Origin of the sequence: Uliginosibacterium sp. H1 (genome assembly GCF_036017065.1) — a bacterium.
In the GTDB taxonomy this organism is placed as follows: domain Bacteria; phylum Pseudomonadota; class Gammaproteobacteria; order Burkholderiales; family Rhodocyclaceae; genus Uliginosibacterium.
This window is the reverse complement of the sequence record NZ_JAYXHR010000002.1, coordinates 1532808-1558220: the sequence shown is the minus strand read 5'-3', so window position 1 is coordinate 1558220 and position 25413 is coordinate 1532808. Positions and strand designations below refer to the sequence as shown.

Sequence of the window (25413 nt, the reverse complement as noted above, 5' to 3'; positions counted from 1 at the left end):
GTAAGGGCATTGCGAATCCAGGATCGGCCTCAGGCCGGCCAGCCCATGCCCGACGCCAACGCCTTCTTCCAGCTCGACGACAGCAGCCCGCTCGTATACGGCAGCCATGATCCGTGGCTGGTCCTGCTGTCCATCGGCATCGCCGTGTTCGCCGCCACGATGGCCCTGCAGATGGCCGCCATGGCCCGCCGCAGCGACACGCGCGTGCATCGCAACACCGCGGTGGCGACCGGCGCGCTGGCACTGGGCGGCGGCATCTGGGCCATGCACTTCATCGGCATGCTGGCCTTCGACCTGTGCACGCCGGTGTCCTACTCGCCGGGCATCACCCTGCTGTCACTGCTGCCCGGCCTGGCCGCCTCCGGCGTGGCGCTGAGCCTGCTGGCCCGGCAGCGCATCACCATGTGGCAGCTGATCGGCGGGGGCATCCTTGTGGGCGCCGGCATCGGCGCCATGCACTACAGCGGCATGGCTGCCATGGACATGCTGCCCGACCTGCGCTACGACCCCATCGGCTTCGCGCTGTCCATCCTCGTCGCCGTGGCGTTGAGCGTCATCGCGCTGGGCGTGCGCTTCGGCAACGGTGGCCGCGGCTGGCTGTCGCGCCGCCTGAGCCCCACCTGGGCGCTGCTGCCCAGCGGGCTGATCATGGGCCTGGCGATCAGTTGCATGCACTACACCGGCATGGCCGCCGCCCGCTTCGTCGGCGTCGCCGCGCCCGAGGCCAGTTCCGACCTCAACACCGGCTTCCTGGCCGTGGCGGTCGCCCTGATGGTGGTGACGCTGACGGTGCTGGTGCTGACGGTCAACAACCTGCTGCGCTTCCGTGAGCTGTACCGCCAGATGCAATCCAAGGAGTCGCAGCTGCGCGCGGTCTTCGACACGGTTGCCGACGGCATCGTGACCATCGACGGCGACGGCCGCATCTGCGACGTCAACCCGGCGGCGGAACGCATCTTCGGCTGGCAGGCGCGCGAAATCATCGGCCAGCCGGCCGCCATGCTGCTGGTGCCCGACGAGGCCGCGCTGTACACCGAGCAACGCAAGGCCAGCCTGGCCGGTGCCCGCGGTGACAACCTGAACGGCGGCCGCGACGTCACCGCGGTGCGCCGCGACGGCGCGCTGGTGCCGATCCGCGTCGCCATGAACCGCACCGCGAACACGGAAAAGCCGCTGTTCGTCGCGGCGGTGACGGACATCAGCGAACGTCACACCATGGAACAGTCGCTGCGCGCCAGCGAGCAGCAACTGCGCACGCTCATCCGCAACACCCCGGGGGTGACCTTCCGCTGCCTGCTCGACCATGACTGGAGCATGCTGTTCATCAGCGATGCGGTCGCCGCGCTGACGGGCTGGAAGCCCGAGGATTTCATCGCCCGGCGCGTGGCCTGGAACGACCTCATCCACGTGGATGATCGCGACCCGGTCGCCGACGCCGTGGTGGACGCCATCGAGCAGAAGCGCAACTACGAAGTGACCTACCGCCTGCGCGACCGCGACGGCCGCGAACGCTGGATCTGGGAGACCGGCACCGCCCAGTGCGACGCGGACGGCACCCCGCAATGGCTCGACGGCGTGCTGGTCGACATCACCGAAACCCGGCTGCGCGCGGCGGAGTACGAAGGCACGGTGCATGCACTGGGCCGTGCCCTGGCGGTGGTGGAGTTCGACCTGTCGGGCACGGTGTTGTTCGCCAACGACAACTTCCTGGCATTGAGCGGCTACCAGGCGGAGGAGCTGATCGGCCATCCCCACGCCCTGCTGTGCGCACCTGACTACGTGCGCAGCCCGGCCTACGCGGGCTTCTGGGAGCGGCTCGCGCAGGGTCACTTCGACGGCGGCGAGTACCAGCGCTTCGGCAAGGACGGCGAGCCGTTCTGGATCCAGGCCACCTACAACCCGGTGTACGGCGCCGACGGCAAGCTGCGCAAGATCACCAAGTACGCCACCGACATCACCGCCCGCAAGCAGATGGAGCTGGAGCTGCGCGAAGCCAAGGAGCGCGCCGAGCAGGCCGCCTCCGCCCGCGCGGCCTTCCTCGCCAACATGAGCCACGAGATCCGCACGCCGATGAACGCCATCATCGGCTTTACCGAAGTGCTGCTCGACACGCAGCTGTCGGCCGACCAGCGTCGCGACCTGGACGCGGTAAACGGCGCCTCGCGCGCCCTGCTGCGCCTGCTCAACGAAGTGCTGGATTCCGCCAAGCTCGACCGCGGCGCGGTGGAGCTGGAGGAGCACGACTTCAACCTGCTGGCGCTGATCGACGAGATCAGCTCCACGCTCAGCACCAGCGTGCGCGAGAAGGAACTGCGCATGACGGTCGACTACGACGCTAGCCTGCCGGTGCGCTACCGCGGCGACGCGCTGCGCATCCGCCAGATCCTGACCAACCTGCTGACCAACGCGATCAAGTTCACCGAGCACGGCCATATCGCCCTGCGCGTGCTGCCGCGCGGCGAGCAGGTGTACTTCGCCGTCGAGGACACCGGCATCGGCATCGAGGCCGACCGCCTGGACGCCATCTTCGACCCGTTCACGCAGGCCGATGCCTCGATGAGCCGGCGCTTCGGCGGCACCGGACTGGGCACGACCATCAGCAAGCAGCTGGTGGAACTGATGGGCGGCAGCATCGGCGTCAGCAGCATCGTCGGCGTGGGCAGTACCTTCCACTTCTGCCTGCCGCTCGCGCCGGCCCGCACGGGAGACGACGCCGACAGCAACCTCGACGCGCCGCTGGCCCTGCCGCCGCTGCGCATCCTGGCCGCCGACGACGTCGCGCTCAACCTGGAATTGCTGACGGTGGTGATGAAGCGCCTGGGCCACCAGCTCAGCACCGCGCCGGACGGCGAGACCGGCGTCCGCCTCGCTGGCGACGCCGATTACGACCTCATCCTCATGGACGTGCAGATGCCCGGCATCGACGGGCTGGAAGCCGCGCGCCGGATCCGCAGCCAGGAGAACAAGGAGGCGCGCGGCCGGGTGCCCATCATCGCCCTGACCGCCAGTGTCATGGATGCCGACCGCAACGCCGCCCGCGATGCCGGCATGGACGGCTTCGCCTCCAAGCCGCTGGACCTGCCCGCGCTGACCCGCGAGATGGCACGCGTGCTGGACCTGCCGGCCATGCCCGTCATCGACAGGAAAACCGGCAAGCAGGGCCCCCGCGTCCTTGACGACCGCGCCGGCCTGGCCCGCTGGGGCGACGCCCGTCCGCTCTACGTCCGCGCGCTGCGACAGTTCGCCGACGAACTGTCGAACGCCGCCCGGACCTTCAGGCAGGCTGCAGGCCAGGACGACGCCCCGACACCGCACCAGGAGCTGCTGCGCCTCGCCCACCGGCTGGGTGGCGCCGGTGCCAACCTCGGCCTGGACACCCTGTCGCAGCAGTTCAACGAGATCGAGCGCCACGGTGGCGAGCCGCTGCGTGGCGAGGCGCTGGACGCCTTCCTGCATCAGATCGCCCAGGCCCGCGACGCCATCGCGCGCTATGCCGCGGCGGACGAACCGGCGAACGACGCTACGCCCGCAAGCACGCGGCCTTTCGATGTCGCCATCGCCAAGGCCAGCGCCCAGCACCTGCTGGAAGCCCTCAGGCACGGCACGCTGGACGATGCCGCCCTGGCGGACTTCGCCCGCGCCCTGCCGGCCGATGCGCACACCCTGCTACGCCTGCGACGCCTGATCGACGAGTTCGACCTGGCCGCCGCCCACGCCCACCTGTCCCTCTACCTCGGCTCCCTCGACGAGCTGGAACCCACCCGCGCCGCGGTGACGGCAAGCCTGCAACCGCTGGAGACAACGCCATGACTGACGCACCCGACCACAGGCCCTGCCTGCTGCTCGTCGACGACGAGCCGACCAATCTCCAGCTGCTGCGCCAGATCCTCCAGCAGGACTACCGCCTGCTGTTCGCCAAGGACGGCCCGCGCGCGCTGGAACTGGCCCGCCAGGAGAGGCCGGACCTGATCGTGCTGGACGTGATGATGCCGGGCATGACCGGTCACGAGGTCTGCCGCCGCCTCAAGGCCGACCCGCGCAGCGCGCAGGCGCCGGTCATCTTCGCCACCGCGCTGACCCAGGTGGAGGACGAGCTGGCCGGCTTCAACGCCGGCGCGGTGGACTACATCACCAAGCCGCTGAGCCCGCCCATCGTGCGTGCCCGCATCCGCACCCACCTGTCGCTGGTGCGGATGGAGGAACTGCGCGAGACCCGCCTGCAGATCGTGCAGCGCCTAGGGCTGGCAGCCGAGTACAAGGACAACGAGACCGGCAAGCACGTCATCCGCATGAGCCACTTCTCCCACCGCCTCGGCCTCGCCGCCGGCATGAGCAGCAAGGACGCGGAAGACCTGCTCAACGCCGCGCCGATGCATGACATCGGCAAGATCGGCATTCCCGACCGCATCCTGCAGAAGCCCGGCAAGCTGGACGCCGAGGAATGGACCATCATGCAGACGCATGCCGCCATCGGCGCGCACATCATCGGCGACCACCCTGCGGGCATGCTCGCGATGGCCCGCCGCATCGCGCTGACCCACCACGAGAAATGGGACGGCAGCGGTTATCCCAACCGCCTCGCCGGCGAGGAGATCCCGCTAGAAGGCCGCATCGTGGCCCTGGCCGACGTGTTCGATGCGCTGACCTCCGTCCGCCCCTACAAGCGCGCGTGGACGGTGGAGGAAGCCGTGGCGCACATCCGCAGCGGCGCCGGCCAGCATTTCGACCCCGCGCTGGTGGAACTCTTCCTGCAGGAACTCCCGGCGCTGTGCGAGATCAAGGAACGCTGGGCGGAAGACAACGACCCCTCCGCCAGCCCGGCCCTGGCGGTCGCGGCCTGAGGAACGGCCCGCCGACACACCTGCCGCGACGACACGGCACGCGAGCGCGACGGCACGGGCGGCGAGGTCGCTCCACGTCGGCTGCATCTGCTTCATCGGCTGCATCGGCCATATCGCCCAGGCTCGCCGGTCCGGACGTCCCCGGGACGACGCCGTTCTCGGGCGGTGTAAGCTTGCCGGACCCTCCATTCCCGTGTCCGGAATTCGATGTACTCCGACGAAGACCTCGACGCCGGCGTCGCCGCCGGCATCTTCAGTGCCGACAGCACGGCAGCCTTCCGTGCGCACATCGCGAAGCTCCGCCACCGCACCAACGAAGACGACGAACCGCTACGCCTGGTCAGCAGTTTCAATGACATCTTCGTGTCACTCGCCTGCGCCCTGCTGCTGGGCGCCGTCGGCGGCATAGGCAGCAGCCTCGTCCACTGGCTGGGCGGCCTCGCAGTCGCGGCCACGTCCTGGATGCTGGCAGAGGTATTCGTGCGCAAGCGCCGGATGGCGCTGCCCGCCATCCTGCTGTTGCTCGGCTTCGTCGGCGGCATCACCACCGCGGCCTTCATTGCATTCGGCAACGAGGGCGTCGCCGCACTGGTCGCCACGCTGGTGGGCACGGCAGGCGCGTGGATGCACTGGCGCCGCTTCCGCGTGCCGATATCCGTCGCGGCCGGGCTCGCCACCGCACTGGGCGGCTGCGTGCTGGTGGTCCTGGCCGCATTTCCCGAGGCGAAGAACTGGCTGACTGGCGTTGCCCTGCTGTGCGGCCTGATCGCCTTCGCGCTGGCGCTGAAGTGGGATGCCAGCGACACCAGCCGCCAGACCCGACGCACCGACGTGGCTTTCTGGCTGCACCTGCTCGCCGCGCCACTCATCGTGCATCCGGTGTTCGCGGCGCTCGGCATGCTGGACGGCCAGGCGGGACTGCTGCAGGCCTGCGCGGCGGCGGCGATCTACGTCCTCATCGCGCTCGTGTCGCTGTGCATCGACCGGCGTGCGCTGATGGTGTCCGCGCTGGCCTATGTGCTGTACGCGTTCACCGCCTTCCTGAATGAGTACGGCGTGGTCAGCCTGAGCTTCGCCATCACGGCATTCATCATCGGCTCGGCCCTGCTGATCCTTTCCGCCTACTGGCACAAGAGCCGGCAACTCGTCCTTCAACGCCTCCCCGTGCGCCTCCGCCGGTTGTTCGCACGCAGCGTGAGCGACCAGGCTGCCCACGCCTCAACATCATGATCCGGTACCTGAGCTTCCTCATCGCCTCCACACTGGTGACGGTCACCCAGGCGTTTGCCGCGGACCCGCCCGCGACCGCGCAGCAGCGCTTCGAGCAGGACATCGCACGCATGCTGGCGGTCCGCACCGAGGCCTACCGCTTCGCCGAGGCGAACGGCATCACGCGCAACGGCCAGCCGAAACTCACGCGCGCACAGTCCAACCAGTTGCGCGAGCTCGCCCAGCGCTACATCGACGCGCGTGCCCCATTGCTGGATGACGCCGCGAAGGTGGCCCACCTGTTCGGCAACGACACCGCGCCGACCATCACCCAGCACCGCGCCACCAGCTCCATGCCGGCAACGCGCATCGTCGGCATCGACGTCATCCGCGAGCAGCACTGGATCAACCCGCAGGACGAGGCCGGGCAGACGCAGCTGACGGACATCCTGCGCGGCACCGCCGCAGCCATGGTGCTGTGGGACAGCTACCGCGTCGCGGTGATGCCCTACGCCGAGAACAACGACATGCAGTACGCGCTGACCTTCGACGTCGGCAACGGCCCGCGCCTGCGCGACCTGATGCGCAACTATTACTCGACCGACATGCGTGCCCAGCTGGCCAGCGCCACCCGCTTCGTCGACGGCTACATGGGGTGGCGGCGCCGGCGCCAGATGCCGGTGAACCTGGAGGAGGAATACCTCTACACGCTGGTGCAGAGCGCCCACTGGTACAAGGACATCCGCGAGGCGGGTGGCATCGGCCTCGGCGAATCGCTGCGCTTCGCCAACGAGGACATCCGCGTGCATCGCGCCTACCTGCGCAACCTGCTGAGCCACGGCCTGTCCATGGGCTTCGGCAACATGGTGGGGCTGGTGCAGACGCGCAGCGGCCACCTGAAGAAGATGCCCGCCAGCGACATGGACGCGCTGGCGACCGAACTGAAGCCGCTGGACATCCTGCTGGAGAAGACGCCGTTCCGGCTCACCGACAAGATGATCCCCGGCTATTACGGCCACGTCGCCATCTGGCTGGGCAGCGAGGAAGAACTGCGTGCGCTCGGCGTGTGGGACAGCATCGCACCCGAACTGCAGGCCCACATCCGCGACGGCCGGCGCATCGTCGAGGCGCTGCGCGTCGGCGTCACGATGAGCACGCTGCCGCATTTCCTGAACATCGACGACCTCCTGGTGTTGCGCGACACGCGCCCGCTCACCGACGACTACCGCCGCCAAGCGGTGCTCACCGCGCTGGCGCAGGTGGGCAAGGAATACGACTTCAACTTCGACGTGTATTCGCACGCCCGCATCGTCTGCTCTGAGCTGGCTTACGTGGTCTTCCCCGACCTGGGCTGGCCGCTGGCACGCACCATGGGCCGCTACACCATCAGCCCGGACAACGTGGCGCAGATGGCGGTCGGCACCGCAGCGGTGTTGAAGCCGGCCATCCTGTATCGCAGCGGCAAGCGCGTGAATGACAGCCTGCCGGCTGCGGTGGCGACGCTGATCGCCGCGCCCGCCGCAAGCACCACGGCGTCGGCAGGACGCTGAGCCGTCACGAACAGGAGCACCGGCATGCAACGCGACGACCGACACATCCGCCAGCTCGCCGAGCACCTGCTGCACACCGGCGTCAGCGACCTGAGCGCGCAGGAGCGTCGCGCGCTCACCCGCGTGGCGAAACGCCTGCAGGCCAGCCTGAGTGATGGAAACGAAGCACCGGTCAGCGAAGACGGGATCAGCTTCGGCGAACGCCTGGCCGATCGCGTCGCGGAGTTCGGCGGCTCGTGGAAATTCATCTCGCTGTTCGGGGCCTTCCTGGTCGCCTGGACCATCCTCAACACCGAACTGCTGCGCGCCCAGGCCTTCGACCCCTACCCGTACGTGTTCCTGAATCTGGTGCTGTCGATGCTGGCAGCGATCCAGGCGCCGGTCATCATGATGTCGCAGAACCGGCAGGCCGCCCGCGACCGCCTGACCATGCTGCGCGACCTGGAGGTCAACCTGAAGGCGGAGGCGAAGATCGCCGACCTCCACAAGCGCATCGACCACCTGACCTGGCAGACCCTGGGCGGGCTGGACGACATCAAGCGGAGCCTCCAGGACCGGCAGGGCGCGGCCCCACCCGCCGCGCAGGACACCCCGCCGCCCTGAGCGGCGCGCGTCAGAACTTCGGGATGCGCAGGGTCTTGCTGACCATCAGCGTGCCGGACAGCAGGAACAGCAGGCTCATGGCGTGGAGCTCCCACGGGCCGATGACCCACACGCCGCCGAACAGCATGTCGGTGCCGATACGCTGCTGCCAGGCGCACAGCGCCAGCACCCCGACCAGCAGCACGCTGGTAGGAATCGGCGTGCCTTCGAAGTAGGCCACCTTGTCGCCGCCCTCCGAGAGCTTCTCGGCCGTGACGTTGAAGCGCGCCAGGCGTGCCACGCCGCAACACACGAAGTAGGTCAGGATCATCAGGTCCCAGCCGCCACGCATGCCGGCCGCAAAAGCGAGGACGGCCGGCGCCACGCCGAAGGACACGATGTCGGCCAGCGAATCCAGCTCACGGCCGAAGGCCGAGTGCTGGTGCCGCCAGCGCGCGATGCGACCGTCCAGCATGTCGAACACGAAGGCGATCGGCGCCATCAGCGCCGCGGCGAAGAAGTGGTCGCCGTGGCCGTGCGCGATGAAGGACATCGCGAAGAAGACCGCCGCCATGCCGCTGGCCGCGTTGCCCAGCGTGAAGAAGTCGGCAAGCTGCAACTCGCGCAGCATGGCGAAGTGTGCCGGGCGGGTTGCTGTGCGCTCGTCCTCGGGGCCGGGGTTCCGTCTCATGGTTCCGGATGATACCGCCGGCATCGTCGCCCCTCGTTCAGATTTCATCATCGTCGTCACCTTCTGGAATGTCCGCCGGCTCCTGGATGTCCACCGGCATGTCGGCGTCGGATTCGACATCGGCGAGCCCGAACTCGGGCGCCTGGAAGATCCGGTCGGGCTCGATGTCGGCACCACTGTTGTCACCCGGCAGGTCTTCCACGGAGCGGCGTTCGCCGGTGCCGTTGGCATCGCTGCCCTGGGCCTGCGCGACGGTGCCGGTGACGTCGCTGGCGGAGTCTGAGGAATCGCTGGGGCCGAACACGCCGCTGGATATGCGCGGCAGTTCCCCGACAGATTCCGGATTGATCGATGTACTCATGGCCGTCTCCCCGCTGTGTTCGATGCTCGATGTTTCCAGCGTAAGCAGGGCACCCGTGCGCACCTGTCGGCGATGACCGAAGCGCGTGTGAGATTCGGCTGTCGGAGGGACGTCCCGCCGCACGCCGCCACCGTGGCACGGCCCTGCCGGCAGGCGCCCGCAGGTGGCTGGCTATACTGCAGCTACCGCTGCGAGCCTCGCAGCAGACATCCTCCCCTCCGCGCGCCATGGCATCCCACATCGTCCGTCCCCCCGCAGTCGCCGGCAGCTTCTATCCCGCCGACGCCGGCGTCCTGAGCGCACAGGTGCATGACCTGCTGGTCCGCGCGCCGCACCCCGTGCCACCGGCCACGCCCAAGGCATTGCTGGTGCCGCATGCCGGCTACGTCTACTCGGGGGCGGTGGCGGCCAGTGCCTACGCCCTGCTCGAACCCCTGCGCGACACGATCCGCCGCGTCGTGCTGCTGGGGCCCAGCCACCGCGTACCGCTCAACGGCATGGCCCTGCCCGGCTGCAACCGCATGGCCACCCCGCTGGGCGAAATGGAAGTCGACGCGGAGGGCGTGTTCAGCCTCGCCCGCCTGCCCGGCGTGGTGGTGGACGACCGTCCGCATGCCGCCGAGCACGCGCTGGAAGTGCAGCTCCCCTTCCTGCAGACCGTGCTGGACCACGCCAGCGTGCTGCCGATCAGCGTCGGCCAGGCGGCGCCGGAGCAGGTGGCGGCCGTGCTGGAGGCGGTCTGGGGCGGGCCGGAGACCCTGGTCCTCGTCAGCTCCGACCTGTCCCACTACCACGCCTATGCCGATGCCCGGCAGCGCGACCACGCCACCATCGAACGCGTACTGTCGCTCAGCCCGACGCTGCGCCCGGAAGATGCCTGCGGCGCGATGCCGCTCAATGGCTTCTTCCACGCCGCACGCAAGCACGGCCTGCGCCCGCAACTGCTGGACCTGCGCAACTCCGGCGACACCGCGGGCGACCGCAGCCGGGTGGTCGGTTACGCCTCCGTCGCCTTCAGCGCCGAGGCGCAGGTGCTGCACTGAGCAGCGCGGCCACCATGAACCAGCCGGCTCCGCCCGCCCCCTCCTCCGCAGCCGTGAGCCCCGCGCTCGGCACCACCCTGCTGGCGCTGGCGCGCAATGCCATTGCCGAACGACTGGCGCTGCCGCAGATGGCGGTGGACGCCGGCCTGCCGGCCCTGCAGCAACGCGGCGCCACCTTCGTCACCCTGCAGCGCGCCGGCGCGCTGCGCGGCTGCATCGGCCAGTTGCAGGCCAGCCGCCCGCTGCTGCGCGACGTGCAGGAGAACGCCCGCGCCGCCGCCTTCCGCGACCCGCGCTTTCCACCGCTGACGGCGGCCGAATGGCCGGGACTGGAGGTCGAGGTCTCGCTGCTCGGCGACGCCGACATCCAGCCCTGCCCGACACGGGAAGAGGCCCTGCAACGGATCGTCGCCGGCCAGGACGGCATCATCCTGTCCGGCGGTTGCCGCAGCGCCACCTTCCTGCCGCAAGTGTGGGAGCAACTGCCGGAGCCGCAGCGCTTCCTCGACCAGTTGTTGCTGAAGGCGGGCCTGCGCAACTGGCCCGATGACATGCTGCTCGGCCGCTACCGGGTGGAGAAATTCAGCGAGGGCTGAGCATGAATCACCCCGCCCGCTGGTGGCACCCGCTGGACGATGGCCGCATCGAATGCGAGCTGTGCCCGCGCCACTGCCGGCTGCACGACGGACAGCGCGCCGCCTGTTTCGTGCGCGCCCGCGAAGGCGGGCAACTGGTGCTCACCACCTATGGCCGCAGCTCCGGCTTCTGCGTGGACCCGATCGAGAAGAAGCCGCTGAACCACTTCTTTCCCGGCAGCGGCGTGCTGTCCTTCGGCACCGCCGGCTGCAACCTCGCCTGCAAGTTCTGCCAGAACTGGGACGTCTCGAAGTCGCGCGACATGGACAGGCTGATGGACAGCGCCTCGCCGTCCGCCATCGCCGTGGCGGCGCGGAAGACGGGCGCACTCAGCGCCGCCTTCACCTACAACGACCCGGTGATCTTCGCCGAGTACGCCATCGACACCGCCCGTGCCTGTCATGCCGAAGGCATTTTCACGGTGGCGGTGACGGCCGGCTACATCAGCCCCGCGGCACGCCCCGAGTTCTTCGCCCACATGGACGCCGCCAACGTGGACCTCAAGGGCTTCAGCGACGGCTTCTACGAGAAGCTCACCGGCGCCAGGCTGGCGCCGGTGCTGGACACGCTGGTGTGGCTGCGCCACGAAAGCCGCACCTGGCTGGAGATCACCACCCTGCTGATCCCGGACGCCAACGACAGCGATGCCGAACTGCAGGCGCTGGCGCAGTGGGTGATGCGCGAACTGGGGCCGGACGTGCCGCTGCACTTCACCGCCTTCCACCCCGACTACAAGCTCACCGACCGCCCACCGACGCCGGCCGCCACGCTGCTGCGTGCCCGCCGCATCGCCCGCGAGGCCGGGCTGCACCATGTGTATTGCGGCAACATCCGCCACCCGGAAAGCGCCACCACCTACTGCCCCGGTTGCGCAGGCGCCTTGATAGCGCGGGACGGCTATGCAATCCTCAGCTGCCGCATCGGTGCGGACGGACGCTGCCCTGACTGCGGCACACGCATCGCCGGGCATTTCGCCGCACACGCCGGCAACTTCGGCAACCGCCGCATCCCCGTGCGTCTGCAGGCCGCGCACTGAACAGAGGAACCCTGCACTCCGAATGAGCTACGCCTTGCGCCACACCGATCTCCGCATCCAGGCCGACAAGGTCTGGCTCGACGCCTTCCTGTCCCACGCGCCCGACGTACGCGGCCTGGTGCTATGCGTCTCGCCCTGGTTCGGCCGCCTGCGCGACTCGCGCGAGGACTACGCCGCCCGCGTGCTGCGCGACGCCGGCTACGCCACGCTGCTGGTCAGCCTGCTGAGCGCCTACGAGGAAAGCCGCGACCCGGAGTTGCGTTACGACGTGTCGCTGCTGGCCACGCGGCTGCAGACCGTGATGCTGTGGGTGCAACACCAGCCGCAACTGGGCGGCCTGCCGCTGGGCCTGCAGGCGCTGGGCACGGTGGCGGCGGCCGGCGTGCGTGCCATCGCCCGCGAGCCGGAAACGATGGGCGAACGCATCGGTGCCATCGTCGCGCGCAGCGCGCGGGCCGACCTGGCCGGCGCCGAACCCCTGCGCCGCCTGCGCGTGCCCACCCTGATGGTGATGCCCGGCCAGGAAGCCGCCCTGCTGCCACCGGCCGAACAGGCCTACGCCCTGATCGGCGCCGACAAGGCCTGGAAGGTCGTGCCCTATGCCAGCGTGGACTTCATCGAACCCGGCTCGCTGGAGGCCGCGGCCAGCAGCGCCCGCGACTGGTTCCTGCAGCATCTGCCGGCCATCGCAGCGCCGGCCGATGGCGAACGCCACCCCGACAGCGCCACCGACAGCTGAATCAGACGCTTCTGACGCGCGTCTGACCGCCCGGCGGGCCGGCACACCGGGGCCCGGGGGGTAAAATGGCGACTTCGCAGCCGGCGCCGACCGGCCACAGCCTGCCGTCGATGTCCGCCAGCCCTGCCGCCCCCTCGCCGCCCGAAGAAGACCTGCCGCAGCGCCTGTTCCGCTGGTGGCACGTGCCCCTGTGGTGTTCGCGCCAGGTGTTGCGCCTGCTGGTCGTCGCCTACTTCCTGATCGGCATCGTCTTCCTGCTGCTGCGTTACGTCGCCGCCCCGCAGATCGAGGCGCACCGCGACGACATTGCCGGCGAGCTCGGCCGGCGCCTCGGCATGCAGGTGCAGATGGACGATCTGGACGCCCGCTGGGACGGACTGCGCCCGCGCCTGCGCATCAGCCAGCTGCGCCTGGTGAATGCGGAGCAGCGCACGGTGCTGGAACTGCCGGAGATCACCGCCGAGATCGCATGGACCTCGCTGTGGCGTCGCCGGCTGGAGTTGCACGAGCTGGTCATCGCCGGCGCCGACCTCGATATCAGCCGCGAGGCCGACGGGCGCTTCGTCGTGGCCGGTATTCCGATCGAGAAGAAGGAGGGCGACCAGGGCAGCGCCTTCTCGGACTTCCTGCTCAGCCAGCACCACATCGTCATCCGCGACGCGCAGGTGGACTGGACCGACCACAAGCGCAAGGCGCCCACGCTGACGCTGGACAAGCTGTCGCTGCGCCTGGACAACGACGGCGACCGCCATCGCTTCGCCATCACCGCGCAACCGCCGGCCGATCACAGCGGCCCGCTGGACATCCGTGGCGATCTGCGCGGCGACACCCTGACCGATGCCGGCGGCTGGCGCGGCACCGTCTACCTCGCTCTGCAACGCACCGACATGGCGGCGTGGACGCCGTGGCTGGACTACCCGGTCGAACTGCCGCAGGGCCAGGGCGCAGTGCGCGCCTGGCTCAATTTCGAGGGGCTGCGCGTCGGCGCGCTGACGACCGACCTCGCTCTGCAGAACGTGCAGGTACGCTTCGAGCCCCGCCTGCCCATGCTGCATCTCACCGAACTGCGCGGCCGCCTGAAGCTCGCCGCGCGCGAGGGCAGCGTCGCCATCGCCGGCGAGCGCGTCACGCTGGCGACCGCCGATGGCCTGCGCATTCCGGCCACCAATTTCGCCGCGCGGGCGGAAGCGGCACGCGAAAAGGAAAAAGGACAGGCGCGGGAGCCGGCGCGCGGCGAGTTTTCCGCGTCGCGCCTGGACGTGCGCGTGCTGGCCCAGCTGTCCGCCCGCCTGCCCTTGCCGGCGAGCTGGCAGGAGCAGCTCGCCACGCTGGAGCCACGCGGCTGGGTGGAGCGCCTGGAATCCAGCTGGCAGGGCGAGCTGCCCCGGCCGGACACCTGGAAACTGTCGGCACGCCTGACGGGCCTTGCACTCGCCAGCACCGGCCAGGTGCCCGGCATGCAGGGCATCAGCGCCGAGATCGACGGTAACGAGAAGGAAGGAAGCTTCCGGCTGGAAGCCAGGGATGGTGCGCTGGACATGCCCACGGTCTTCCGCGACCCGCTGGTGGAACTGCAGGCCGCACAGGTGCGCGGCAACTGGCGCCACGCCGGTGACACGCTGAGCATCAAGGTGGAACGCGCACAGCTGCGCAATGCCGACATCGATGCCGAGGCACGCGGCGAATGGACGCAGCGTGCCGGCGAAACCGGCCGCATCGACATGACCGCCAGCGCGAAACGCGGCGACGCGAAAGCCGTGTGGCGCTACATTCCGGCCGTGCTGACCCACACCGGCGCCTGGCTGGAGATGGCCCTGCTGGATGGCCACGCCACCGAGGTCGACATGCATCTTCGCGGCGATCCGAAGGCGCTGGCCAACCATGCCCTCAGCGAGGCGGAGATGCGCAAGCGGGTGGACTTCCGCGTCGGCGGGCGCATCCACGGCGGCCGCCTGCACTACGCCAACAACTGGCCGGAGCTGGACCGCATCGACGGCAGCTTCCTGTTCGAAGGCCGGCGCATGCTCATCAACGCACAGAGCGCGCGCTACCGCGACGTCACCCTCAGTGGCGTGCAGGCGCGCATCGACGACCTGCACGATCCGCTCCACAACGTCGTCATCCGCGGCAAGGCCGGCGGCCCCAGCCAGGACTTCCTCAGCTACATCAGCAGCAGCCCGCTGGACACCCACCTCGGCGGCTTCGCGCGCAACGTCACCGCTGCCGGCAACGGCAACCTGGACCTGCAACTGCGCATCCCGCTGTATGCCAATCCGCCGCCGGCGCAGGTGACGGGCGAGTTCCGCTTCGACCGCAACCAGGTCCGGCTGATGCCGGGCCTGCCGCCGTTCACCGAGGCGGCGGGTTCGCTACGGTTCAGCGAACGCAGCATCTCGGCACTGGAGGCCGCCGCGGTCTTTGCCGGCGGCCGCGTCAAGGCCAGTGGCGCCAGCGAGGAAGGCGGCCTGCTGCGTGTGGCCCTGTCCGGCAACCTGCCCACCACCGGCATCCGCCAGTTGCTCAATCTGCCGGTGGGTGACTACCTGAACGGCGAGGCCGCGGTGCAGGGCAGCGTCACCGCCAGGAGCGGCACCCTCGACCTGCAACTCGCCAGCAACCTGGTCGGCATCAGTTCCACCCTGCCCGCGCCGCTGACCAAGAAGGCGAACGAGGCCCTGCCCTTCAGGTTCGGCTGGCACCACGAACCCGACACGACCGAAGCCCAGGCCTCCCGCGACACCTGGAGCATCAGCGCCGAGAACGTCTTCGACGCGCAATGGACGGAGCAGTGCAAGGGCCGGGAGTGCACGCTGGCCAGCGGTGGCGCCGCCGCCTTCGAGAAAGCCGCCCAGCCGGCGCAGGGCTTCGGCCTGTCCGGCCGCTTCGAGCATCTCGACCTGGATGCCTGGCGGACGGTAGCGGCACGCCTGGCCGGCAGCGAACAGTCCGGCCGTGGCGACGCCAGCAAGCTGGCCGGTATCAACCTGCAGGCGCGCAGCGTGGTGGCGGGCGGCCACCTCTTCCGCAACGTCACCGCCCACCTCCAGCCGCAGGGCGCGCGCTGGCGCATCCAGCTGAGCGGGCCGGACGTCGCCGGCCAGATCGACTGGAGCAGCGCCAACGAAGGCCGCGTGCAGGCGCGTCTCGACACGCTGACCCTGACTTCCGCCACCACCAGCAGCACCGGCTCCGCCACCGCTCCCTCGGCCAGCATGCCGGCCGCGGCCGAACCGCCGTCAGACCGCCAGGACAGCCTGCCGGAACTGGACGTCACGGCGCAGAACTTCACCCTGTACGGCCACCCGCTGGGAAGGCTGGAAATGCAGGCCAGCAACCAGGGCAACAACTGGCAGCTCAGCCACATCCTGCTGAGCAACGAGGACGCGCGCATGGAAGGCAGCGGCAGCTACCGCCGCGGTGCGCAGGGCGCCCAGACCCAGCTGGAATTCCGCGTCGACAGCAGCAACGTCGGCGGCCTGCTGACCCGCTTCGGCTTCCCGGATTCGGTCAACCGTGGCGAGGCGAAGCTGAACGGCAAGCTGGGCTGGCGCGGCCTGCCGACGCGCCTGCACTACCCGACGCTGACCGGCGACATGGAACTGCAGGTGCGCAACGGCCAGTTCGTCAAGCTCAACCCGGGCGCCGGCCGCCTGCTCGGCATCCTCAGCCTGCAGTCGCTGCCGCGCCGCGCGACGCTGGATTTCAGCGACATCTTCTCGCAGGGATTCGCCTTCGACGCCATCAACGGCCACGTCAACGTGCGCCAGGGCGTGCTGCACACCGATGACCTCGTCATCCGTGGTCCGGCGGCCAAGGTCAGCATGCGTGGCAACACCGACCTCGCCCGCGAGCAGCACGACCTGCGCATCAACGTGCAGCCCACCCTGTCGGAAGGCGTGGCGGTCGGCGCGGCGGCGGTCGGCGTGGTGAACCCCGTTCTCGGCGTGGCCACCTACCTTGCGCAGAAGCTGCTGAGCGACCCGGTGGAGAAACTGTTCGCCTACGATTACAGCATTACCGGCAACTGGGCCGAACCGCGCGTGGTGCGCCTGGGCCTGGCCTCCCTGCCACCGGCGCTGCAGAGTGCGCCGGCGGGTGTGCCGACGCAGTCGCCACCACCATCGCCTGCCCAATCGCCGCTCCAGTCTTCGCCCCGCTCGTCCGTGCCCGAGAGAACGCCATGACCCCCAGCACTACCTCCGTCACTCCCGTCCGCGTCGCCGCCGTGCAGATGGTGTCCGGCCCCGATGTCGCCGCCAACCTTGCCGCCATCGACCGCCTGGTCGGCGAGGCCGCGGCGGCCGGCGCGCGCCTGGTGGCCCTGCCGGAATACTGCGTGATGCTGTCGGCCGACCCGCGCGACAAGCTGGGCATCCGCGAAGCCGATGGCGACGGCCCCATCCAGCGCGCGCTGGCCGACTGCGCGCGCCGCCACAAGGTGTGGCTGGTCGGCGGCACCGTGCCGCTGGAAGCGGGGGATGCCGAACGCGTGCGCAACAGTTGCCTGGTGTACGACGACCAGGGCGAACGCGTGGCGCGCTACGACAAGCTGCACCTGTTCGCCTTCCGCCACGGCACGGAGCATTACGACGAAGGCGCCACCATCGAATGCGGCAGCGAGGTGGTGAGCTTCGACGGCCCCTGCGGCCCCACCGGCCTGTCGGTGTGCTACGACCTGCGTTTCCCTGAGCTCTTCCGCCACCTGGGCCACATGCAGCTGCTGGTGCTGCCGGCCGCCTTCACCGCCACCACCGGACAGGCGCACTGGGAGGTCCTGTTGCGCGCACGTGCCATCGAGAACCAGTGCTACGTGCTCGCCTCCGCCCAGGGCGGCACGCATGCCGGCGGCCGCCAGACCTGGGGCCACAGCATGCTGATCGACCCCTGGGGAACGGTGCTGGCCTCCCTGCCGACGGGCGAGGGCGTCGTCACCGGCGAAGTGGACCCGGCGCGGATCGCCGACGTGCGGGCGCGACTGCCGGCGCTCGCCCACCGGCGACTGGACTGAGCGGCCACGCGCGAATCGAACGCTTCCGCCCGCCCACTGCCCAAGCCGGGTAAGCCCGCGCCGCCGGCCCCCCACCAGACCCACCTCCACCAGCCCGACCCGGAGACCCGCCATGCGATCCGCCATGCACATCGCCTGCCTCGTCCTGTGCGCCACCCTGGCCCTGCCTGCCGCCGCGCAGACGGTGGATCCCGCCAAGCAGACCGACATCCTCACGCTGATGGACCTGACGGGCTCCGGCCGCATCCCGGCCACCACAGCCGAATCGCTGCGCCCGCGCGCGCAGGAGTGGGCGCGCCGCAGCAATCCGCAGAACCCGGCACGCGCCGAGCAGATCATCATGGAGAACGCCCACCGCGTCTTCGGCGAGCACTACGCCGTCAGCGGCGGCCTGCGCGACCGCCTCGTGCCCGTGTATGACCGCCTGTTCTCCCACGACGAACTGCGCACCATCATCGCCTTCTACCGCTCGCCCACCGGCGCCCGGCTGCTGCAGGCCCTGCCGGCGATCCAGAAGGAGACGCAGACCGTCGGCAGCACCTGGGGCCGCGAAGTCGTGCCCGGCTTCGTGTTGCAGGCCAACGAGGCCCTGAAGGCCGAGGGCTTCCGTCCCATGGAAGCCCAGCCGCCGCAACCGGCACCCCAGCAATGAAACCGCCAGCCCTTTAAACTGGCCGCATGCGTCACCAGATGCATCAGATCACCCCCGAGATTCCCCCGAGATTCCCCTCTTCCGTCCGGACATCCGCATGAACGCACCGACCCTTGCCCCCGCCACCAGCAGCGCCACCGACGCCCTGAGCCTCGCCGAACGCACCCTGCTGGCGCCCTCCGGCCTCAGCCTCGGCGCGCTCGACGGCGTCTTCGGCGACATGCTTGCCCACAAGCTGGACGATGCCGATCTCTACTTCCAGTACCAGCGTGCCGAAGGCTGGAGCCTGGAAGAAGGCATCGTGAAGTCCGGCAGCTTCAACATCGAGCAGGGCGTGGGCGTGCGCGCAGTGGCGGGTGAGAAGACCGCCTTCGCCTACTCCGACGACATCACCCTCACGGCGCTGAAGGAGGCCGCCCGCGCCACGCGCGCGATCGCCGCACAAGGCAAGACGCGCCGCGTCAAGGTGGCCGCCGGCAAGCTGCCGCCCGCGTTGTACGCCAGCGCCGACCCCATCGCCTCGCTGCCCGACGCCGAGAAGATCCGCCTGCTGGAACGCCTGGAAGCCGCGGCCCGCGCCGAAGACCCGCGCGTCGTGCAGGCCATGGCCTACCTCGCCGCCACCTGGGAGGTGGTGCTGGTGGCCCGTGCCGATGGCCATGTCGCCGCCGACGTGCGCCCGCTGGTGCGCGTCTCGCTCACCGTCATCCTGGAAGAAAACGGCCGCCGCGAGCAGGGCAGTTCCGGTGGTGGTGGCCGTGCCGACTACCGCCTGTTCACCGACGCCGTGTTGCGTGACTACGCCCACCGCGCCGTCCACCAGGCACGCACCAACCTTGTCGCGATTCCCGCCCCCGCCGGCACCATGACGGTGGTGCTGGGCAGCGGCTGGCCCGGCATCCTGCTGCACGAAGCCATCGGCCACGGCCTGGAAGGCGACTTCAACCGCAAGGGCAGCTCCGCCTTCGCCGGCCGCATCGGCCAGCGCGTCGCGGCGAAGGGCGTCACCGTGGTGGATGACGGCACCCTGCCCGGCCGCCGCGGCTCGCTGACCGTCGATGACGAAGGCACGCCGACCAACCGCACCGTGCTGATCGAGGACGGCATCCTCGTCGGCTACATGCAGGACCGCATGAACGCCCGTCTCATGGGCGTACCCGCCACCGGCAACGGCCGCCGCGAAAGCTATGCGCACCTGCCGATGCCGCGCATGACCAACACCATCATGCTCAACGGCGACAAGGCACCGGAAGAGATCCTCGCTTCGGTGAAGAAGGGCATCTACGCCGCCAACTTCGGGGGCGGCCAGGTGGACATCACCAGCGGCAAGTTCGTGTTCTCCGCCGCCGAGGCCTACCTCATCGAGAACGGCAAGGTCACCACGCCCGTTAAGGGCGCCACCCTCATCGGCAACGGCCCCGACTCGCTGACCCACGTGTCGATGATCGGCAACGACATGGCACTGGATTCCGGCGTCGGCACCTGCGGCAAGGAAGGCCAGAGCGTGCCGGTGGGCGTGGGTCAGCCAACGCTGCGGATCGACGGGCTGACGGTGGGTGGCACGGGCGGCTGACCGCCCGACGCAAGAACGCTCGAAGAACGGCTACAGGTAGTACGGCAAGAGCGGCCACGACACGGCCGGCATCATGCTGTCAGCCGTTCAAAGCACGCCCGGAACCAATCTCCCTCCACGCACACGAATCTCTGCAGGCCGCCGCTTACCACCGGTGGCTGCTCCGGGTATCCCGTCTTCGGAGATGCCTTCTGATTCCGCTCGCCACCATTCCCCGGAATGCGGCGAGCATGCGAAGGAGCGAGACATGGAAATGCTGATGATCACCGCCGCGCGGGTGCCTTCCGGTACGGGCGAGCCCACGCACCTCTGCGTGGGCCTTGCCGATTCGGAGTCGACGACCTGGAAGCGGGAGCCTGCCGTCCAGCCCGTCGAGGAAGTCCTGGATGCCATCGAACACGGCCATCGCGCCATGATCCGCAAGCCCGCAGGGAACGGCTTCTCGCTGGGACCTGAGATCGTCAGGCAGGCGCTCTCCACCGGTGGCGCGACCGTCGGCTTCAAGGCTGCCGACGCCACCTTGCGAGACTGGTCCGACCTGCCGGCCTGCTGAGCTGGCGGGTGTCGCGCGACGCCCGTCATACCAGACAGTCGCCGCGCGGGAATTGGCGTCCCGAGGCATCCCCCGACGCCTCCAGGCGGGCATCGCGGCGTGCTGCGGCCTATCCTGCCGTCACTTTTCTGTCACAAAAATGACAAATAGCGTCCGCCCAAGCCATTGACGCAAAAGGGTTTCACATAAAGACAGATTCAAGCCTCAACTTGTAAGACAAAGCGGTCGATATGCGGGTTTCCACTTACAAGGACGCCCACCATGAAGTTGTCGACGCGCCTCGGCCTGATCATCCTGAGTGCCGCCCTGGGCCTGCTGCTGATCTGCGGCATTGCCCTGCAGGGAATCCGCTCCACGATGGAGGCCGAACGGGAGATGCAGACGCGGACGCTGCTGAACCTTTCGCTGGGAACCCTGAAGCACTATCACGCGCTGGAGACCAGCGGAAAGATGAGCCGCGAGGAAGCCCAGCAGCGCGCGGCCGAATCCTTGCAGGTCTTCCGCAATGGCAACGACTACGTCTTCGCCCGTAACGACGACGACGTGATGGTGGCGCACCCGACCACCGAGCGCATCGGCAAGAAGGATCTCGGTGCCACCCTTCCCGACGGCCGCAAGGTGGTGCAGGCCTACCGCGATGCGCTGGCGAAGGCTGATCCGGCCTTCGTCGTCATCTACAACATCAAGCCCGGCTCGCAGAGCAAGGAAGAGTTTCCGAAGCTCAACGGCGTCACCCGCTTCGCGCCCTGGGGCTGGACGCTGGGCACCGGCTTCTTCGTCGACGACATCGAGAACGCCTTCCGCAGCTACGCCTTCCTGCTGCTGCTCGCCGGCGCCGTCATCGTGGCGATCGCCACCGGGCTTGCCGTCGTCATGGCCCGTGGCATCTACCGCCAGCTCGGCGGCGAGCCGGCCACGGTCGTCGCTGCGGCGGACCGCATCGCCGCAGGCAAGCTGGGGCAAGCCCTGCCCATCGCACCGGCCGGCAGCCTCATCAGCTCGCTGACGCGGATGCAGGCCAATCTGCAGAGCATGCTCGCCAGCATCAAGCAGAGCGCGTCCGAGCTGAACGATGCCGCCTCCGGCATCGCCGACCGCATGGACGAGATCCGCGATGCGTCCGCGCAGTCCTCCGAGGCCACGGCTGCGACGGCAGCGGCGATCGAGGAGATGACCGTCAGCGTGGGGCAGATTGCCGACAACGCGCGCGACACCGCCGCCAACTCCAGCCGCTCTGCCGAGCTCGCCAGCAGCGGCGGGGATCGCGTCAGCTCCGCCTCCGAGGCGATCCACGCGGTGTCCGGCACGGTGGTCGAGGCCTCGACCCGGATCACCGACCTGGCGGCGCGCACGCGACAGATCGGCGGCATCGCCAGCACCATCCAGGAGATCGCCGAGCAGACCAACCTGCTGGCCCTCAACGCGGCCATCGAGGCGGCACGCGCCGGCGAACAGGGCCGTGGTTTCGCGGTCGTCGCCGACGAGGTGCGCAAGCTGGCCGAACGCACCACCAAGGCCACCGCGGAAATCGCGACGACCATCACCGCCGTGCAGCACGACACGGACTCGGTGGTGGCCAGCATGCACGCGGTGCGGCCGCTGGTGGAACGCGGCGTGGCGCTGTCGGAGGAAGCCGCCGAGGCGCTCTCCGGCATCACCTCGGAAACGCAGCAGACGCTTGCCAAGATACGTGACGTCGCCCACGCCACGGCCGAGCAGACCGCGGCCAGCAACAGCATCGCCAACAACGTGGAACACATCGCACGCATGGTGGAAGAGTCCGACACGTCGGTCCGCGCAGCCAGCGAGACCGCGCGCACGCTCGCCGGTCTCGCCGCCGACCTCAACTCGGCGGCCGCGCGCTTCGAGGTCTAGTCTTCCACTTCCCTTCCACGCCTGCGTGGCACCCGCCTCGCGGCCGTCGCTGACGCAAACAGAACGCAAAAAAAGGGGCGCCATCTGGCGCCCCTTTTTGCTGGCGGTCGACCGACCGGATCAGCCCTGCGGATCCACCACCAGGCGGTTCTGCACGTCCGTCACACCGGGCTGCGCACGCGCGATCTGCACGATCTTGCTGCGCTCGTTCTCGGTCTTCAGGTTGCCTTCCAGCGTCACGACGCCGGCCTTGGTGTCGACCGACACGCCCAGGTTGCTGAGATCGGGATCCTTGACGATTTCCTCGCGCACGGCGGCGGTGATCTTGGCGTCAGCCATCATCTGCTCGGCTTCCACCTTCAGTTCCGTGGTCTGCTGTTCGAGACTCTTGTTCTCGTTGGCAGCCACGCCCGGGTTCGCCGAATCGATGGTGCCCACCGACGGCGGGTTGGCCGGTGCTTCGCTCAGGTTGTCGCTCGGGTCGCGGTCACAGGCGGTGAGCGTGACGCCCAGCAGCAGGGCTGCAGCCAGTCCGGTCAGAGTACGTTGCGTATGGCGTTGCTTGTCCATGTCGTTCTCCTTTCAAGGCATGGTGAAAACGATCATCGGGACCGTTTGATTGCAATGTACTGACGCCACCGGTGCATGAATGTCGGCCCGGCGCGCGAAAGCATGTAGTCCTCCTCCGTCGGACTGGCTGTGGCTCACGCGCCTGGCATTTGCCTGGGGATTGATGGAGCACGGGCACACAGGACGGCAGCGACGCTTCACAATGCCGGCATCCCCGCCCACGCATTCACTCGGGACGCGCCATGAACCGACTGTCTGGCGAAACCTCGCCCTACCTGCTTCAGCATGCCGACAACCCGGTGGACTGGTGGCCGTGGAGCGAGGCCGCGCTCGCGCAGGCGCGCAGCCAGGACAGGCCCATCCTGCTGTCGGTGGGCTATTCCGCCTGCCACTGGTGCCACGTGATGGCGCATGAGTCCTTCGAGGATGCGCAGGTGGCCGCGGTGATGAACCGGCTGTTCATCAACATCAAGGTGGACCGCGAGGAGCGGCCGGACATCGACCAGATCTACCAGCTTGCGCAGCAGATGCTGTCGCGCCGCGGTGGCGGCTGGCCGCTGACCATGTTCCTCACCCCGGAGGGCGTGCCCTTCTATGGCGGCACCTACTTCGCGAAGGCGCCACGCTTCGGCATGCCGGGTTTTGCCGATGTCTGCGAGCGGGTTGCCGAAACCTGGCGCACGCAGCGCGAGGGCGTCGTGCAGCAGAGCGCGGCCGTGGTGGACGCCCTGCAACGCAGCCTCGCCGCCAGCGCGCAGAAACCCGCCGCCCTCACCAGCAAGGCGGTGGAGGAAGCGCTGTTCCTGCTGGAGCGCAGCTTCGACGCGCGGCATGGCGGCTTCGGCAAGGCTCCCAAGTTTCCGCACCCGCCGGACCTGCAGCTGCTGCTGCGCGAGGCCGCCTCGCAACGCCCCGAAACGGCGGACCGCAGCCGCGACAGCGCGCGCCACGCGCTGCTGCACACGCTGCGGCAGATGGCGCGCGGCGGTCTCTTCGACCACCTCGGCGGCGGCTTCGCCCGCTACAGCACCGACGAGCGCTGGGAGATCCCGCACTTCGAGAAGATGCTCCATGACAACGGCCTGCTGCTCGGCCTGTATGCCGAGGCGCTCGCACTCACCGGCGGCGAGCCATGCGAGCCATTGTTCCGCCAGGTCGTCGAAGACACCGCCGGCTGGCTGATGCGCGAGATGCAGTCGCCGCAAGGTGGCTACTACGCCTCCCTCGACGCGGATTCGGACGGCGAGGAAGGCCGCTTCTACGTGTGGAGCCGCCAAGAAGTGGAGCACCTGCTGCCGCCCGGACAGTTCGCGGTGGTCGCCCCCCACTATGGCCTGGACGAGGCGCCCAACTTCGAGGGCCGTCACTGGCATCTGCGCATCGCCCGCGACCTGGAAGACGTGGCACATGCCCAGGCCCTGCCCGTGGCCACCGCGCGCCAGCACCTCGACAGTGCCCGTGCCCGCCTGCTCGGTCAGCGCGACACGCGCACGCGGCCGGGGCGCGACGACAAGCTGCTGGCCAGCTGGAACGCCCTGGCGATCGCCGGCATGGCGCGGGCAGCCGTGATATGCCGGCGCGATGACTGGCTGCAGTCCGCCCAGCGCGCGATGGACTGCGTGCAGGACACGCTGTGGCCGGCCGACCGCCTGCTGGCGACCAGCCGCGACGGCCGCGCCCACCTCAACGCCTACCTGGACGACCATGCCTTCCTGATCGAGGCCTGCCTGCAGTTGCTGCAGACGCAGTGGCGGCCGCGCGACCTGGCATTCGCCTGCAGGCTGGCGGAAGCCCTGCTGGAACATTTCCAGGCCGAGGATGGCGGCTTCTGGTTCACCCGCGACGACCACGAGCAACTCATCGTGCTGAGCCGCAGCGGCCACGACGGCGCGATGCCGTCCGGCAACGGCGTGGCCGCGCAGGCACTGACACGCCTCGGCCATCTGGTCGGCGAGCCGCGTTACCTCGACGCCGCGCGGCGCACGCTGGCGTACTTTTCACCGGCCATCGTCACCCACCCGGGCGGCTTCTCCAGCCTGTTGCTGGCGCAGGAAGACCAGCTGCGGCCACCGACCGTGGTCGTCCTGCGTGGTCCGGCGCGGGCATGGCAGCAAGGCCTGCAGGCGCAATGCCGGCCGGACACGCTGGTCGTGCTGCTGCCGGACGACGCGGGCGCCCTGCCCGACGCCCTCGCCAAGCCCGTGCCAGCCAGTCCGCAGGCCTGGGTCTGCCACGGCGACGCCTGCCTGCCGCCGGTCGACAGCCTCGAAGGAATCCTGCGTGCCATAGGGAGCGCTGCGCGGGCGGTTTGAGACCGTTCCGTCAGCCGACACAAAGCGCCACAGTCGCCGCGGCCGCCACCATCGACCGAAATCCGCATAAGCACCTGTTATACAAAGGATTTCCCGCCAGAAACGGCCGTCTGACAGGGTTTACGTGTTGTACCCGAGTACAATGCGCCGCGCCGTGGGGCAGCCGTAAATTGCTTTCGTAA

At 69.3% G+C, this 25413-nt stretch carries 19 protein-coding genes; 16 read left to right on the top strand and 3 right to left on the bottom strand.

The genetic code is table 11. From position 1 onward, the window contains the following. Window positions 1-45: 45 nt before the first annotated feature. The 5 genes from VVD47_RS16700 (at window position 46) to VVD47_RS16680 (ending at window position 8203) form a co-directional block, all read left to right on the top strand. Window positions 46-3810, top strand: coding sequence for a PAS domain S-box protein (locus VVD47_RS16700; RefSeq protein ID WP_327604618.1), 3765 nt, complete (start codon window positions 46-48; stop codon window positions 3808-3810). After that, window positions 3807-4841 carry an HD domain-containing phosphohydrolase gene (locus VVD47_RS16695; protein ID WP_327604617.1) on the top strand — a complete coding sequence of 345 codons (1035 nt, stop codon included), beginning with the start codon at window positions 3807-3809 and terminating at the stop codon, window positions 4839-4841. The genes VVD47_RS16700 and VVD47_RS16695 overlap by 4 nt, the downstream gene beginning before the upstream one ends. 207 nt (window positions 4842-5048) lie before the next feature. Further along, the gene (locus VVD47_RS16690; protein WP_327604616.1) at window positions 5049-6071 is read left to right on the top strand and encodes a hypothetical protein; all 1023 of its coding nucleotides are present in this window, start codon (window positions 5049-5051) and stop codon (window positions 6069-6071) included. Beyond that, entirely contained in the window at window positions 6068-7600 is a 1533-nt protein-coding gene (locus VVD47_RS16685) for a YiiX/YebB-like N1pC/P60 family cysteine hydrolase (RefSeq protein ID WP_327604615.1), read from the top strand. The genes VVD47_RS16690 and VVD47_RS16685 overlap by 4 nt, the downstream gene beginning before the upstream one ends. A gap of 24 nt (window positions 7601-7624) precedes the next feature. Beyond that, the gene (locus tag VVD47_RS16680) at window positions 7625-8203 is read left to right on the top strand and encodes a DUF1003 domain-containing protein (RefSeq protein ID WP_327604614.1); all 579 of its coding nucleotides are present in this window, start codon (window positions 7625-7627) and stop codon (window positions 8201-8203) included. A gap of 10 nt (window positions 8204-8213) precedes the next feature. Here the strand turns inward: VVD47_RS16680 and pssA are convergent, their stop codons facing one another. Both pssA and VVD47_RS16670 read right to left on the bottom strand, forming a co-directional pair. Continuing rightward, window positions 8214-8873 carry a CDP-diacylglycerol--serine O-phosphatidyltransferase gene (pssA, locus tag VVD47_RS16675; RefSeq protein WP_327604613.1) on the bottom strand — a complete coding sequence of 220 codons (660 nt, stop codon included), beginning with the start codon at window positions 8871-8873 and terminating at the stop codon, window positions 8214-8216. Between the two features lie 37 nt (window positions 8874-8910). Continuing rightward, a complete protein-coding gene (locus VVD47_RS16670; RefSeq protein WP_327604612.1) occupies window positions 8911-9234 on the bottom strand; it encodes a hypothetical protein in 324 nt (107 codons plus the stop codon). 227 nt (window positions 9235-9461) lie between these two features. On the opposite strand from VVD47_RS16670, the gene amrB reads away from it, so the two are divergent. The 10 genes from amrB to VVD47_RS16620 all read left to right on the top strand — a co-directional run bounded on the left by amrB (window position 9462) and on the right by VVD47_RS16620 (window position 22349). Further along, the gene (gene amrB, locus VVD47_RS16665) at window positions 9462-10277 is read left to right on the top strand and encodes an AmmeMemoRadiSam system protein B (RefSeq protein ID WP_327604611.1); all 816 of its coding nucleotides are present in this window, start codon (window positions 9462-9464) and stop codon (window positions 10275-10277) included. A 14-nt stretch (window positions 10278-10291) separates the two neighbouring features. After that, window positions 10292-10873, top strand: coding sequence for an AmmeMemoRadiSam system protein A (gene amrA / locus VVD47_RS16660; RefSeq protein WP_327604610.1), 582 nt, complete (start codon window positions 10292-10294; stop codon window positions 10871-10873). 2 nt (window positions 10874-10875) lie between these two features. Continuing rightward, window positions 10876-11949, top strand: a complete 1074-nt coding sequence (gene amrS, locus VVD47_RS16655) for an AmmeMemoRadiSam system radical SAM enzyme (protein ID WP_327604609.1) — start codon at window positions 10876-10878, stop codon at window positions 11947-11949. A 22-nt stretch (window positions 11950-11971) separates the two neighbouring features. After that, entirely contained in the window at window positions 11972-12688 is a 717-nt protein-coding gene (locus VVD47_RS16650) for an alpha/beta hydrolase (RefSeq protein WP_327604608.1), read from the top strand. Window positions 12689-12753: 65 nt separating this feature from the next. Beyond that, entirely contained in the window at window positions 12754-16872 is a 4119-nt protein-coding gene (locus VVD47_RS16645; protein ID WP_327604607.1) for a YhdP family protein, read from the top strand. Next, the gene (locus VVD47_RS16640; RefSeq protein ID WP_327604606.1) at window positions 16869-17696 is read left to right on the top strand and encodes a carbon-nitrogen hydrolase family protein; all 828 of its coding nucleotides are present in this window, start codon (window positions 16869-16871) and stop codon (window positions 17694-17696) included. The genes VVD47_RS16645 and VVD47_RS16640 overlap by 4 nt, the downstream gene beginning before the upstream one ends. Window positions 17697-17808: 112 nt before the next feature. Continuing rightward, window positions 17809-18348 carry a DUF2059 domain-containing protein gene (locus tag VVD47_RS16635; RefSeq protein WP_327604605.1) on the top strand — a complete coding sequence of 180 codons (540 nt, stop codon included), beginning with the start codon at window positions 17809-17811 and terminating at the stop codon, window positions 18346-18348. Between the two features lie 97 nt (window positions 18349-18445). Next, window positions 18446-19921 carry a metalloprotease TldD gene (tldD, locus tag VVD47_RS16630; RefSeq protein WP_327604604.1) on the top strand — a complete coding sequence of 492 codons (1476 nt, stop codon included), beginning with the start codon at window positions 18446-18448 and terminating at the stop codon, window positions 19919-19921. Window positions 19922-20168: 247 nt separating this feature from the next. Then, window positions 20169-20474, top strand: coding sequence for a hypothetical protein (locus tag VVD47_RS16625; RefSeq protein ID WP_327604603.1), 306 nt, complete (start codon window positions 20169-20171; stop codon window positions 20472-20474). A gap of 261 nt (window positions 20475-20735) precedes the next feature. Beyond that, window positions 20736-22349, top strand: a complete 1614-nt coding sequence (locus VVD47_RS16620) for a methyl-accepting chemotaxis protein (RefSeq protein ID WP_327604602.1) — start codon at window positions 20736-20738, stop codon at window positions 22347-22349. 120 nt (window positions 22350-22469) lie between these two features. Here the strand turns inward: VVD47_RS16620 and VVD47_RS16615 are convergent, their stop codons facing one another. Next, the gene (locus VVD47_RS16615; RefSeq protein WP_327604601.1) at window positions 22470-22919 is read right to left on the bottom strand and encodes a BON domain-containing protein; all 450 of its coding nucleotides are present in this window, start codon (window positions 22917-22919) and stop codon (window positions 22470-22472) included. A gap of 242 nt (window positions 22920-23161) precedes the next feature. On the opposite strand from VVD47_RS16615, the gene VVD47_RS16610 reads away from it, so the two are divergent. Continuing rightward, window positions 23162-25231, top strand: a complete 2070-nt coding sequence (locus tag VVD47_RS16610) for a thioredoxin domain-containing protein (protein ID WP_327604600.1) — start codon at window positions 23162-23164, stop codon at window positions 25229-25231. Window positions 25232-25413 lie beyond the last annotated feature (182 nt).

Coding starts and splice junctions, on each gene's coding strand:
- VVD47_RS16635 (WP_327604605.1), top strand. CDS start 17,809: ATGCGATCCGCCATGCACATCGCCTGCCTCGTCCTGTGCGCCACCCTG.
- VVD47_RS16615 (WP_327604601.1), bottom strand. CDS start 22,919: ATGGACAAGCAACGCCATACGCAACGTACTCTGACCGGACTGGCTGCA.
- tldD (WP_327604604.1), top strand. CDS start 18,446: ATGAACGCACCGACCCTTGCCCCCGCCACCAGCAGCGCCACCGACGCC.
- VVD47_RS16680 (WP_327604614.1), top strand. CDS start 7,625: ATGCAACGCGACGACCGACACATCCGCCAGCTCGCCGAGCACCTGCTG.
- VVD47_RS16610 (WP_327604600.1), top strand. CDS start 23,162: ATGAACCGACTGTCTGGCGAAACCTCGCCCTACCTGCTTCAGCATGCC.
- amrS (WP_327604609.1), top strand. CDS start 10,876: ATGAATCACCCCGCCCGCTGGTGGCACCCGCTGGACGATGGCCGCATC.
- VVD47_RS16650 (WP_327604608.1), top strand. CDS start 11,972: ATGAGCTACGCCTTGCGCCACACCGATCTCCGCATCCAGGCCGACAAG.
- VVD47_RS16620 (WP_327604602.1), top strand. CDS start 20,736: ATGAAGTTGTCGACGCGCCTCGGCCTGATCATCCTGAGTGCCGCCCTG.
- VVD47_RS16625 (WP_327604603.1), top strand. CDS start 20,169: ATGGAAATGCTGATGATCACCGCCGCGCGGGTGCCTTCCGGTACGGGC.
- VVD47_RS16640 (WP_327604606.1), top strand. CDS start 16,869: ATGACCCCCAGCACTACCTCCGTCACTCCCGTCCGCGTCGCCGCCGTG.
- VVD47_RS16685 (WP_327604615.1), top strand. CDS start 6,068: ATGATCCGGTACCTGAGCTTCCTCATCGCCTCCACACTGGTGACGGTC.
- pssA (WP_327604613.1), bottom strand. CDS start 8,873: ATGAGACGGAACCCCGGCCCCGAGGACGAGCGCACAGCAACCCGCCCG.
- VVD47_RS16700 (WP_327604618.1), top strand. CDS start 46: ATGCCCGACGCCAACGCCTTCTTCCAGCTCGACGACAGCAGCCCGCTC.
- VVD47_RS16690 (WP_327604616.1), top strand. CDS start 5,049: ATGTACTCCGACGAAGACCTCGACGCCGGCGTCGCCGCCGGCATCTTC.
- amrA (WP_327604610.1), top strand. CDS start 10,292: ATGAACCAGCCGGCTCCGCCCGCCCCCTCCTCCGCAGCCGTGAGCCCC.
- VVD47_RS16695 (WP_327604617.1), top strand. CDS start 3,807: ATGACTGACGCACCCGACCACAGGCCCTGCCTGCTGCTCGTCGACGAC.
- amrB (WP_327604611.1), top strand. CDS start 9,462: ATGGCATCCCACATCGTCCGTCCCCCCGCAGTCGCCGGCAGCTTCTAT.
- VVD47_RS16670 (WP_327604612.1), bottom strand. CDS start 9,234: ATGAGTACATCGATCAATCCGGAATCTGTCGGGGAACTGCCGCGCATA.
- VVD47_RS16645 (WP_327604607.1), top strand. CDS start 12,754: ATGGCGACTTCGCAGCCGGCGCCGACCGGCCACAGCCTGCCGTCGATG.